The organism is Streptomyces sp. NPDC026515 (assembly GCF_055567595.1).
This window is the reverse complement of the sequence record NZ_JBVHQD010000022.1, coordinates 101778-113597: the sequence shown is the minus strand read 5'-3', so window position 1 is coordinate 113597 and position 11820 is coordinate 101778. Positions and strand designations below refer to the sequence as shown.

The following is an 11820-nucleotide window of genomic DNA, read 5'->3' as shown; positions in this document are numbered from 1 at the left end:
AGTCTAACGGGGTGGAGGTGTACGAAGAGCCCGTGGGCCGTCAGGCGAGATACGCCGGCGTGCTCACGGGCAGGGTAAACCGGAACTCGGCGCCGCCGCTCGCGGCGCGTCCGACGGTGATGGCACCGCCGTGGGCCTCGACGATGCCCTTGACGATGTAGAGCCCCAGACCGGTGCCACCGCGCTTGCTGCCCCGCCAGAAGCGGGTGAAGACGCGGTTCATGGACTCCTCCGGGATGCCGGGGCCCTCGTCGCTCACAGTGACCGACGTGGCGGTGTTTTCGAGGTCTTCCCCTTCACGGGGGGACACCGACGGCGTGACGTCAATGGTGACGGTTCCCTCGCCGTGGCGCACGGCATTTTCGATCAGGTTGCTGAGGACCTGGTCGACCTTGTCGGGATCGGCCCACAAGGGGGGCAGCGGCTTCTCGATGCGGAGCAGGAAGCGGTCGGCGGGCTGCCCGGCGGCGACGTACGCCTGGATGTGGCGTCCGACGGCCACGCCGATGTCCACGGGCTGCCTGCGCAGTTCCAGGCGTCCGCTGTCGATCCGGGAGATGTCCAGCAGTTCGGCGATGAGCCGGGTGACCCGGTCGGCGTCCGCGTCGACCGTCTCCAGCATGAGCCGTTTCTGGTCGTCGGTGAACCGTTCCCACTTGGCGAGCAGGGTGGCGGTGAACCCCTTGACGGAGGTCAGCGGGGAGCGCAGCTCGTGGGCGACGGTGGCGATCAGCTCGGCGTGGCTGCGTTCGGTACGGCGGCGGGCCTCGGTGTCCCGCAGCGAGACGACGACACGGCGGACGGGCCCGGTCGGCATGGCGCGCACGTAGCCGGCGGAGACCAGCACCTCCCGGCCGCCGGGCAGCAGCAGGTTCCGCTCCGGCTGGCCGGAGCGGATGGCGAGGCCGCCGTAGGGGTCGGTGAGCTGCCACCAGCGCCTGCCCTCCAGGTCCTCTAAGGGCAGGGCCTTCTCCAGCCGCTGTCCGAGGGCGTCGGCGGGGGCGGTGGCGGTGATCCGGGCGGCGGCGGCGTTGAAGCAGACGACGACGCCGTGCTCGTCGGCGACCACCAGGCCGTCGGGCAGCTGGTCGGGATCGATGCCGAGCCCGGTGAGGTCGCCCTGCCGGGGTGCCGGTACGCGCCCGGTGCCGCGGCCGCCCGGCGCGTTGCTGGTGCCGACAGTCATCCCCGTACTCCACCTCTCAGACGGCGCAGCAGGCCCCCGAGCTGGTCACCCTACTAGCTGTCGGTGACGGAACGGCACCCTCCGGAGCCGCGCTGTGCACGGGCCGTTGCGTAGAGACATACGGCGGCGGCGGTGGCGAGGTTCAGGCTTTCGGCCTTCCCGTGGATCGGGACGCGCACGACCGCGTCCGCCAGCGCGCGGGTCTCCTCCGGGAGGCCCCAGGCCTCGTTCCCGAACACCCAGGCCGTGGGGCCGCCCATGGTGCCCTTGTCGAGTTCGTCGTCGAGGTCGTCGGTGCCGGCGCCGTCGGCGGCGAGGATCCGCACACCGAGGCCCTTCAGTCCGGCGACGGCCTGCTCGACGGGCACGCCGACGGCGACGGGCAGGTGGAAGTGCGACCCGACGGAGGCGCGCACGGCCTTGGGGTTGTACAGGTCGACGGAGGCGTCGGTCAGTACGACGGCCTCGGCACCGGCCGCGTCGGCGCACCGCAGCACCGTCCCGGCGTTGCCGGGGTCGCGGACGTTGGCGAGGACCGCGACGAGCTTCGGGCGGGCGGCCAGGACGTCCTCGAACGGGGTGTCCAGGAACCGGCAGACACCGACCAGCCCCTGCGGGGTGACGGTGGTGGAGATGTCGGCGATGACCTCTTCGGAGGCGAGGTGGATCCGGGCGTCGACGTCCCGGGCCGCCCCGACGATGTCGGCGTACCGCTCCGCGGCCTCGACGGTCGCGAACAGCTCGACGAGCGTCGGCAGATCGCCGACGCGATGCCCGGCCGCCTCCCGGACGGCCTGCGGCCCCTCGGCGAGGAACAGCCGGTCCTTCCCCCGGAAGTTCCGCTTCTCCAGCCGCCGGGCGGCGGCGACACGTGCGGAACGGGGGGAGATCAGCTCGGGGCTGGGCATGAGGGTCACTTTCGAAGAAGCGCGTCGAGAGGCGCCCCCGTAGGGGCGCGGGGCTGTACTTGATCTGCGGCTGCCGCCGCGTGGGCGCGACCAGCCCCCACCGGCCCGCTCCGAACACACGGTCGCGGACCCCGACAACAGGACCCGCAAGCCCGAAGGCCTGCGGGTCCTCATGTCACGTCGGCCAAGGCCGGCGCCAGCGTCACGCGGCCTTCGGCGCGTTGACGTCCGCCGGCAGCGCCTTCTGCGCGACCTCGACGAGCGCGGCGAACGCGCCGGCGTCGTTGACGGCCAGCTCGGCCAGGATCTTGCGGTCGACCTCGACGTTCGCGGCCTTCAGACCCTGGATGAAGCGGTTGTACGTGATGCCGTTGGCGCGGGCAGCGGCGTTGATGCGCTGGATCCACAGCTGGCGGAAGTCGCCCTTGCGCTTCTTGCGGTCGTTGTAGTTGTAGACCAGCGAGTGGGTGACCTGCTCCTTGGCCTTGCGGTACAGGCGCGAACGCTGACCGCGGTAGCCGGAGGCCGCCTCGAGGATCGCCCGGCGCTTCTTGTGGGCGTTGACTGCCCGCTTGACGCGTGCCACTTGTTAACTCCTTGTAGCGGGGCCGCGGTTGGACTCACGCGGCCCGGAAACGACTGGGTCCCGGTACTGACTTCAGGGCGCCGGCCGGCGCCCGCGTGTCACTTGCCGAGAAGCTTCTTGATCTTCGCGGTGTCGCCCGGGGCCATCTCGGCGGTGCCGGTGAGGCGACGCGTCACGCGGGACGACTTGTGCTCGAGCAGGTGGCGCTTGCCGGCGCGCTCACGCAGGACCTTGCCGGAGCCGGTCACCTTGAAGCGCTTGCTGGCACCGCTGTGCGTCTTGTTCTTCGGCATAGCGCCGTTATCTCCTCGTCGATGGCGTTCCGGTGCCCGGTCGCGAAACCGGGCACGGGTGGAACGTCGCTCTTGTATCGGTTACATCCTGAGGCTTGCGCCCCTGGGTGCTGACCTGGGGCGGTTGCCCCGGGGATCACGCCTCGGCAGGCTCCTCGGCGGGCGCCTCGGCCTCGACCTCGGCCTCCAGCTCGGCAGCGTTCTGCGACTTGCCGGGGTTGGCCTTCGCCTCGGCCTTGCGGGCTTCCTGCGCCTGCCGGGCCTCGGCCATCGCCTCGGTCTTCTTCTTGTGCGGACCGAGAACCATGATCATGTTCCGGCCGTCCTGCTTCGGGTTCGACTCCACGAAACCGAGGTCCTGGACGTCCTCCGCGAGCCGCTGCAGCAGTCGGTAGCCCAGTTCGGGCCGGGACTGCTCGCGACCACGGAACATGATCGTGATCTTGACCTTGTCGCCCTGCTTGAGGAACCGTACGACGTGACCCTTCTTGGTGTCATAGTCGTGCGGGTCGATCTTCGGCCGGAGCTTCATTTCCTTGATGACCGTGTGCGCCTGGTTCTTGCGCGCCTCACGGGCCTTCATGGCCGACTCGTACTTGAACTTGCCGTAGTCCATGAGCTTGCAGACCGGCGGGCGGGCGCTCGCCGCGACCTCGACCAGGTCGAGGTCGTACTCCTGCGCAAGCTCCAGTGCCTTCGCCAGCGGGACGATGCCCACCTGCTCGCCACTGGGACCGACAAGTCGCACCTCGGGAACGCGAATCCGGTCGTTGATGCGGGGCTCGGTGCTGATGGATCCTCCTCGGTAGCACCACGCGACGGTCTGGCGGACAGCCGCGTAACGTGTCTTTTCGTAAGACCTAACCGCACCGAAGCACAAAAAATGCCCCGGACGATCACAGGCAGGGCTCCTCGAACTACCGGAGCACCGCCGCGGGGATCGCGGGGCGCACTATCGGACGGAACGCCGTCGCCGTGAACGGCGAAGCGACCGTCTGACCGGTGACCCGCCGCCCGGCAGGGCGGTCAGGTGGGAGTTCGAAGCCTCCACTTGTGGGCCGGGTCGGTGAGCCGTGAGGCATTCCTGTTCGGCCGGTCGTCACACAAGGTTAGCAGCTAAGCCGGGAGAGGACCAATCCGGACGTCCTGGGGGCAGGTCGGGACCCCGCTCCCGCTGCGCCTATCGTGTGCGTCATGAGTGAAACGCCCCTTCCCGGCGCCGGTGACGCCGGTCAGCCCGACTTCGACGAGATGACCCGCGACATCGCCGAGGTCCCCGCGGTCGAGGTGATCGTGACGGTCGCCGTCAACCTGATGAGCGCCGCAGCGGTGAAGCTCGGCCTTACCGAGGAGGGCGACAAGTACAAGGACCTGGACGAGGCCCGCAAGCTGGTCACCGCCCTCGCCGGTCTGCTCGACGCGTCCGCGACCGAGATCAGCTCCTTCCACGCGGCGCCGCTGCGGGACGGCCTGAAGTCGCTCCAGCTGGCCTTCCGCGAGGCCTCGATCGTCCCCGACGAGCCGGGGCAGGGCCCGGGCGAGAAGTACACCGGGCCGATCTACGGCTAGCGGTCAGCTTCTTACGTACAAGGGCTCGCCGGGCGGCGTGGCCTCGGCCGGCAGCAGCGCCAGGTCGAGGCCGCGTACCAGGCGGGCCCGCAGTGTCTCGTCGGCGGCCAGCCGCTCGGCTACGGCCTGGGCGGTCTCGGCGGGCGGCGCGGCCGGATCGAGGACCAGGGCGAGGGTGCCGTCGGTCCGGCCCGGCCCGAGGTGGGCCCGGCGCACGGCGGGCTGGGCGGCCACCACCGTGCGGACGGCCTCGATCACGGCCGGGTCGGCGAGCGGATCGGCCGTCGTGCGCCCCTCCGCGAGCGCGAGCAGCACCGGTCCGGTCAGCTCGAACGGCACCGGACCCGCCAGGTCCAGCACCACCGTGTCCGCCTTCTCGTGCGCGGCGGCCTGGAGCGCCTGGTGCAGGGGTACGGCGACGGGCCGCGCCGCCGGGTCCCAGCGGGCCAGGGACTCGGTGGAGGTGAAGGCGGGCAGGGCGGTACGGGCGCCGGCCCTGAGGGTGGGGACGGCCATGTCGCTCGTCTTCTCGCGGCGCAGCCCGTTCCCGTCCTCCTCGGCCTCGCCGAGGACGGCGACCACCGGGACGAGCAGCCGGGCGCCCTTCAGGGCCGCCAGGACGGGTCCCACCGCTGTGCGGTCCCCGGCCCAGGCGGCCAGCGCGGCGGCCAGCCGGGGGTCTGCGGAGCCGTCGTCGGCGGAGTAGCCGGAGTCGGGAATGTTCTTGTTCGCCACGGTCCCCGACCCTATCGGGGGGATGCTGCTGCGGTTGTGCGGCCCCCGAAACCGGCCCGACACGGCTTTCACCGAATTCTCAGAAGTCCCTGACCTCCTTCTAACGTCCGGCAAACGGATCGCACAGTCCCCGCCCCGAGCATCGCGGGCATGGAGTCCCCCAGAGCCACCCCAGGATCCCGGCGGGGAGGCCGCCGTGCCCGGCCCCGGTGCCGGGCCCTTCTCTACGTCGGCCTCGCCACGGTCGCCGTCGTCGGCGCCACCGCGGCGGGAACGGTGTACGTGAAGGCGCACGCCGGCGACGGCGGCACCGTATCCTCGGCTGGGTCGCCGGCGCCCTCCTCCCCTTCCCCGGCCCCGGCGAGCGGGGAGGCATCGGTGGAACCCGTGACGGAGCCGGCCGTGGACCGGGACGCGCTGCTGAACACGGCGATGAGGACGGTGACCGTGCCCTCCGGGGCGAAGGTGTCGGTGGCCGTCCTCGATCCGGACTCCGGCGACAGCGCGGTCTACGGCGACGCCGCGTTCGACACGGCGAGCATCGTCAAGGTGGACATCCTGGCGGCCTTGCTGCTCCAGGCGCAGGACGCCGGGCGGCATCTGACGGCGTCGGAGAAGGTGTACGCCACGAAGATGATCGAGAACAGCGACAACACGTCCGCGTCGGAGCTGTGGGACGCCGTCGGCAGGGCGGCGGGGCTGGACGCGGCGAACAGGCGCTTCGGCCTGACGGGGACGGCGGGCGGCGAGGGGGCGCTGTGGGGGCTGACCCAGACCACGGCGGCGGACCAGCTGATCCTGCTCCAGCAGGTGTTCGGGGACGACTCGAAGCTGAGCGAGGCCTCGCGGTCGTATCTCCAGACTCTGATGAAGACGGTCGAGCCCGACCAGCGGTGGGGGGTCTCAGCCGTCGCCGACGGTTCGGACTTCGCGCTCAAGAACGGGTGGCTGGCGCGGAGTTCGACCGGGCTGTGGGACGTCAACAGCATCGGCCGGGTGACGGTGGGCAAGACCGGCTACCTGGTCGCGGTGCTGTCCAACGGGACGGTGAGCCAGGCCGAGGGCATCGCGCTGGTGGAGGCGGCGGCGAAGGCGGCGGTGTGCTCCTTCACGTCGGCGGGCCCGACCGCGTCGGCCTCGGCTTCGCGGTAGCCGGGAGAACCGGCGGGTCAGGTGCTCCGGCGGCGGTTGCGCCACAGGACCACGGCCGCCACGAGCAGGACGCCGCCCGCGCCGCCCGCGAGGGGGGCCGCCCAGTCCGTCGCGCTCGCCGCCGTCTTCTCGGCGTCCGGGCCCGGGCCGAAGTACTTCTTGCCGTACGACGCCGCCGACAGGTTCCGTGTCCTCAGCCGGGCCGCCTCCTTGATCGCCGCCGCCGGGTCGATCATGCCGAAGCCCCGGGAGTCGTCACGGCCGCCGGACGGGGCGTCGCGGGCCGTGTCCTCCAGGAGTTTCTTGATCTGGGCCGGGGTGAGACCGGGACGGGCGGCCTTGATCAGGGCCACCGCGCCGGAGACGAAGGCCGAGGCCGCGCTCGTGCCCCAGCCCTCGTAGTACTTGTGGTCCGGGTCGGCGATGACGATGTCGACGCCGGGTGCGCTGACCGTGGCGTACCAGCGGCGGGTGGAGAAGGCGGCCCTGGTGCCGAACTTGTCCACCGCGGTGGCGGCGATGACGCCCGGGTAGGCGGCCGGGTAGGAGATGTGGTCGCCCTTGTCGCCGCCGTTGCCCGCCGAGGCCACGACCACGACGTCCTTCTTCAGCGCGTACTGGACGGCCTCGTCCTCGCTGGCCTCGGGATGCGCGGAGTCGGAGTCGTCGCCGAGGGAGAGGTTGATGACGTCGGCGCCGTGGTCGGCGGCCCAGCGGATGCCCTCGGCGAGGGCGTTGCCACGGGTGGAGCGGGCCTTGCCGCGGGCACTGTCGCCGTCCTCGAGGATGACCCGTACGGGCAGGATCCTGGCTTCCGGGGCCACCCCCATCACGCCGTCGCCGTCGCCTGGCCCGTGGCCGTGACCGGCGATGATGCCGGCCATCGCGGTGCCGTGCCGGGCCCAGGTGCGGTCGCCCTGACGGGCACCGAAGCCGATCATGTCCTTGGCGGCGAGGACGTTGCCGGCCAGGTCGGGGTGGTCGGCCTCGACGCCGGTGTCCAGGACGGCGACGGTGACGCCCCTGCCCTTGGTGGTCCGCCAGGCCTCGTCGAGGTGCAGGGCGGACAGGCCCCACTGCTGGGCGCGGATGCCGTCGGCGTAGGCGGTCGTGGACGGCAGGAGGGTGAGCGAGCCGGCGAGCAGCAGGCTCAGCGCGGCTCCGGTCGCGCGGCGGTTCATGAGGGCTTCTCCGTTGCCGAGCCTGCGGTGTGCTGCCGCAGTCGCCGTTCGATGCGGTCGGCCAGGCCCTGGGCCTCGTTGCCGAGGCCCGCCTGGGCCGCGGCCGTGGTGGCGCCGGACGCCTCCGCGTCGGCGGCGGACTGCGGGGTGTCGACGCTACGGCCGTCGGCCCAGCCGGAGACGGCGTAGGCGACGACCGGGGCGTCGGTGAGCACGGAGATCGTCCAGGAGGCGCGCTGGTGCGGGCCGAAGCGCTCGGCGGCAGTGCCCTTCGCGGCGTACGGGAGGGGCATCAGGTCGGTACGGCGGTCCAGGCGCTCGTTCGCGAACCGCTTGGCCAGGGCGGTCATCCCGGCCGGTTCGGCCTTGGTGAACAGCAGCCCCACGGTCGTCACATAGCTCTGGGTGGCGTCCGTGTAGGTGGCCCGGATCAGCCGCTGACAGCCGACGGGGGCGAGCGCCTTGCGCAGCAGGGGGTCGAAGGCGTCGGCGCAGCCGGTGGCCGGGGCGACGGCGATCCGGGTCCAGCTGCGGTCGGCTCCGCCGGGGCCCGCGCCGGTGCCCTGCACGGTGGGCGGGAAGAGTTCGTCGACGGGCACGTTGTGCCACAGGCCGGCGGCCGAGCTGAAGCTGCCGGCGGCTGCCACGTCACCGCCGTCGTCGACGAGCCAGCTTCCGGTCACCGCGCCGCCGATGAGTCCGAGCCCGAGCACCATGCAGGCGGCGGCCGCGGCCGTTCGGGGCGCGACCCGGCTGACCAACGATCGCCCAAGGCCGCGGCCGTCGTACCCCTCGGGCTCACCGAACGTCACAACGGGCCGGTTCCTGCCGGGAGTTCCCGCGGCGGCGGTCCAGGACATCGCGGGGTCCGGCACCGGAGCGGGACCGTGCGGCGAGGCGGTGGTGTCGCCGGGGGACGGGGGTGTGGTGGGGCGGGGCGGGAGTGGCGGGGCGGTGGGCGGCGGTGGAGTGGTCTGCGGGGGCGTCGCGGGGCGCGGCGGAGCCGTCGGCACCGGGAAGGTCCGCAGGTGCGGGCTCCACGCGGTGCCCGGCTCGGGCGTACCGAAGGAGGCCGGGAAGTCACCGCGCGGCCGCTCGGGGCGCCCGGGACCGGGCACCCGGCCGAAATCTCCGGCCGGGTCCGTTTCCTCGGTGGCCGGGACGGGGCGCGGCGAGGCGGCCGGCTCCGAAGCGGGCTCGGGACGCCCGGCCGCCGATTCCAGCCGGTACGGCGGCCGGGTCTGCACGCCGCTGCCGGTCTCCCTCCCGGAAGACACCGGCCGCCCGTCCCGGCGAGTCCCGCCTGGCGACACCGACGGCTCGGTCCGTCGGTCCGCCCCGTCCGCCGACGCAGGCGGCACACTCAGGCCGCTCCCCCGCCCGGCGGCCCCGGACGGTGTGCCGCCGCCGTCCCGGCCGGGAGGCGTGGACGATTCGCTCCGGCGGTCCTCGCGGCGGGGCGGAACGGGCGGGGCGTCCGGGAAGCGGGCCGAGGCGGGGGGCGGGGGCGTGGTGGGCAGGCCCTGCGGGGGACGGAGGTCGGGGTAGCGAGGGCGGGTGATGCGTTCGGCGGGCATCGCGCGGGTGGCCGCCCGGTCCCCCGCACCTTCTTCGCCCTGCGCCACCGCACCGCCCCGATTTGTCCGGTCCTCACCGTTCGGCTGCCCACCGGACGGTCCCGGCGGCTGGTCCTGCCCGGTGGTGTCGGCGTCGTCAGTGGATACGTCGGACCGGTGCGAGCGGTTCACCCGGTTCGGCCGCTCGAAGAATCCCGGCCCGCCGGTCCGGCCCGCCGGGTCGGCGGCGCCCGGTGCTTCACCCTGGCCGGCCGTCCCGTCGGTGGGCGCGGGGCCGGGCGAAGGGCGTCGCGGGATCGGGGCGTGCCGCGCTTCCGTGCTCATGCGCCCCCGTTTCCTCCTGCCCGGGCCGACTCCGCGTACGGTAAGGCGTGCTCCCCGGCGCGGAGAGTTCCCCCGGGCACGCATACCCGTCCGCGCGGATCCGCATCCCGGCGCGGGTCGGGCGGCCGGGGTCGTTCCGCCGTACGTGCGCGTCACTCTACGGGTTGTCCGAGGGCGAGCGGGAACCAGTCCGCGACCGCGGGGCATCTGCCCGTATCGTCCCCCTACCCTGCGGTAATCCAGTCTGGCAGGCTTCGTTCATGACTGCGCGCGCCGCCGACCGGGCCCGTTACGACCGGGCCACCGCCCATCTCGACGCCCCTCTCGCGATCGTCGATCTGGAGGCCTTCGACGCCAACGCGGACGATCTCGTGCGCCGGGCCGGCGGCAAGCCGGTACGGGTCGCGAGCAAGTCCGTACGCTGCCGGCATCTGCTGGAACGGGTCCTCGCGAAGGACGGCTTCGCCGGGATCATGTCCTTCACGCTCGCGGAGTCGCTGTGGCTCGCACGCTCGGGGTTCGAGGACGTCCTGCTGGCCTATCCGTCCGCCGACCGGGCCCGGTTCGCCGAGCTGGCCGCCGATCCGAAGCTGGCCGCCGCCGTGACGGTGATGATCGACGACCCGGCGCACCTCGATCTGATCGACGCCGCCCGGGACGGCGGGAGCGAAGTGGTCCGGGTCTGCCTGGAGTTGGACACCTCCCTGAAGCTGTTCGGCGGTCGGGTGCGGGTCGGGGCCCGGCGTTCGCCGCTGTACTCCCCCGCCCAGCTCGCCGACCTGGCGCGGACCGTGGCCCGGCGGCCGGGTTTCCGGCTGGTCGGGATCATGGCGTACGAGGGGCACATCGCCGGGGTCGGGGACAGTGTCGCCGGCCGGCCGCTGCGCTCCCGCGCGGTCCGGCTGATGCAGGCCACCGCCCGCCGCGAACTGGCCGAGCGGCGCGCCGCGGTGGTGCGGGCGGTCCGGGCGGTGGCACCGGACCTGGAGTTCGTCAACGGCGGCGGTACGGGCAGTGTGCAGACCACGGCGGCGGAGGACGCGGTCACCGAGATAGCGGCCGGGTCGGGTCTGTACGTGCCCCGGCTCTTCGACAACTACACGTCCTTCACCGGCCGTCCGGCCGCCCTGTTCGCCATGCCGGTGGTCCGGCGGCCCGGTGTCGGGGTCGTCACCGTGCTCGGCGGCGGCTACCCCGCCTCCGGTGCCGCGGGCCCGGACCGGCTGCCGGTGCCGTACCTCCCGCAGGGGCTGTCGTACGACCCGCAGGAGGGGCCCGGCGAGGTGCAGACCCCGCTGCTCGGCTCCGCGGCGGACGATCTGCTGATCGGCGACAAGGTGTGGTTCCGGCACGCCAAGGCCGGCGAACTGTGCGAGCGGTTCGCCGAGTTGCACCTCGTCGAGGGCGACCGGGTGACGGCGGCCGTGCCGACGTACCGGGGTGAGGGTCACACCTTCCTCTAACCCTCCGGGTTCCCGTCCACCGGGCGGATTCCGCTGGTGATCGCGTCCATGTCGGACAGCGGCGGTCCGTCCGGGCCGGCGTCGAAGACGAACCGGACGACGACCGGGGCGGGGATGCCGGAGTGGGAGGGGAAGGCGAGGGCCTGGACATAGCCGCCGGGTCCCTCGGCGGTCCGCACCCGCCAGCGCACCAGGTATCCGTCGCCGCCGGCGACCGCGACCCGCCCGGCCCTGACGACCTGGTGGGACCGGATGCCCCCGAAGGGCCGCCGGCCGCCCGGGCCGTGGCCGTAGGCCGTCTCGGCCGCATCCGGTACGTCCCGTTCGGCGGCGGTGCGCGCGGAGCCGCCGTCGGCGCTGCCCGCCGTACGGCTCGACACCTCACCGTGGCGGCACCGGCCGGTGCCGGCGGGGCATTCGTAGGTGCCGTGGGTGGTCATCACGATGTCGTCCTGGGCGAGGCGGGAGGCGCTGGTCCAGCCGCTCGGGACCGGCAGGGAGATGCCGTTGAGCCGGTCGACGACCAGGGACGGGGACGGCGGGCCGGTGGGGGCGGTGTTGATCGTGGCGTCGGTGCCGGCGCGCAGCTCGTCGGTCCTGAGCACGGTGGTGCCGCCGGCGATCGCCGTCACCAGCACGGCCCCGGCCGATATCAGCGCGACCGCCCCGGCGCGTCCGGACGCCCCGGCCGCCGGGGTTGGCGGCGCGGGGAGGCCGGACGGGGTGCGCCGGTGCTCGGTCCAGGCCCGGCCGTCCCACCAGCGCTCCAGGTGCGGAGCCTGTGGGTCGCGGTGCCAGCCGGGCGGCGTCATGCTCACTCCCGCACTGTAGGGCGGGAGTCGGGGC

At 73.2% G+C, this 11820-nt stretch carries 12 protein-coding genes; 3 read left to right on the top strand and 9 right to left on the bottom strand.

All coding sequences use genetic code 11. The annotated features are described in order from the left end of the window. Positions 1–40 precede the first annotated feature (40 nt). From ACZ4O3_RS35825 to infC, 5 genes are all read right to left on the bottom strand, one after another. Positions 41–1186 (bottom strand): sensor histidine kinase, encoded by a 1146-nt coding sequence (locus ACZ4O3_RS35825; RefSeq protein WP_362717833.1) that lies wholly within the window; start codon positions 1184–1186, stop codon positions 41–43. A gap of 53 nt (positions 1187–1239) precedes the next feature. Further along, positions 1240–2094, bottom strand: coding sequence for a TrmH family RNA methyltransferase (locus ACZ4O3_RS35820; protein ID WP_362717831.1), 855 nt, complete (start codon positions 2092–2094; stop codon positions 1240–1242). A gap of 202 nt (positions 2095–2296) precedes the next feature. Continuing rightward, positions 2297–2680: a 50S ribosomal protein L20 gene (gene rplT, locus ACZ4O3_RS35815; protein WP_018549117.1), complete on the bottom strand. Its 384-nt coding sequence runs from the start codon at positions 2678–2680 to the stop codon at positions 2297–2299. A 98-nt stretch (positions 2681–2778) separates the two neighbouring features. Further along, on the bottom strand, positions 2779–2973 hold the full coding sequence (rpmI, locus tag ACZ4O3_RS35810; protein WP_351320349.1) for a 50S ribosomal protein L35: 195 nt from the start codon (positions 2971–2973) through the stop codon (positions 2779–2781). A 136-nt stretch (positions 2974–3109) separates the two neighbouring features. Further along, positions 3110–3766: a translation initiation factor IF-3 gene (infC, locus tag ACZ4O3_RS35805; protein WP_362717850.1), complete on the bottom strand. Its 657-nt coding sequence runs from the start codon at positions 3764–3766 to the stop codon at positions 3110–3112. A gap of 401 nt (positions 3767–4167) precedes the next feature. On the opposite strand from infC, the gene ACZ4O3_RS35800 reads away from it, so the two are divergent. Further along, entirely contained in the window at positions 4168–4542 is a 375-nt protein-coding gene (locus tag ACZ4O3_RS35800; protein WP_362717827.1) for a DUF1844 domain-containing protein, read from the top strand. Between the two features lie 3 nt (positions 4543–4545). Here the strand turns inward: ACZ4O3_RS35800 and ACZ4O3_RS35795 are convergent, their stop codons facing one another. After that, on the bottom strand, positions 4546–5277 hold the full coding sequence (locus ACZ4O3_RS35795; protein ID WP_467726323.1) for an SseB family protein: 732 nt from the start codon (positions 5275–5277) through the stop codon (positions 4546–4548). A 150-nt stretch (positions 5278–5427) separates the two neighbouring features. On the opposite strand from ACZ4O3_RS35795, the gene ACZ4O3_RS35790 reads away from it, so the two are divergent. After that, complete coding sequence (locus ACZ4O3_RS35790; protein ID WP_467726321.1) at positions 5428–6429, top strand: serine hydrolase; 1002 nt, start codon at positions 5428–5430, stop codon at positions 6427–6429. Between the two features lie 17 nt (positions 6430–6446). Here ACZ4O3_RS35790 and mycP read toward each other — a convergent pair whose 3' ends face one another. Both mycP and ACZ4O3_RS35780 read right to left on the bottom strand, forming a co-directional pair. Continuing rightward, positions 6447–7610 carry a type VII secretion-associated serine protease mycosin gene (gene mycP, locus ACZ4O3_RS35785; protein WP_467726319.1) on the bottom strand — a complete coding sequence of 388 codons (1164 nt, stop codon included), beginning with the start codon at positions 7608–7610 and terminating at the stop codon, positions 6447–6449. After that, the gene (locus ACZ4O3_RS35780) at positions 7607–8887 is read right to left on the bottom strand and encodes a hypothetical protein (protein ID WP_467726317.1); all 1281 of its coding nucleotides are present in this window, start codon (positions 8885–8887) and stop codon (positions 7607–7609) included. Before ACZ4O3_RS35780 ends, mycP begins: the two co-directional genes overlap by 4 nt. Before the next feature lie 884 nt (positions 8888–9771). On the opposite strand from ACZ4O3_RS35780, the gene ACZ4O3_RS35775 reads away from it, so the two are divergent. After that, a complete protein-coding gene (locus ACZ4O3_RS35775; RefSeq protein WP_362724511.1) occupies positions 9772–10974 on the top strand; it encodes an amino acid deaminase/aldolase in 1203 nt (400 codons plus the stop codon). Here ACZ4O3_RS35775 and ACZ4O3_RS35770 read toward each other — a convergent pair. Then, positions 10971–11786 (bottom strand): DUF2510 domain-containing protein, encoded by an 816-nt coding sequence (locus ACZ4O3_RS35770; protein ID WP_467726357.1) that lies wholly within the window; start codon positions 11784–11786, stop codon positions 10971–10973. The two genes, ACZ4O3_RS35775 and ACZ4O3_RS35770, sit on opposite strands and share 4 nt — an antisense overlap. Positions 11787–11820 lie beyond the last annotated feature (34 nt).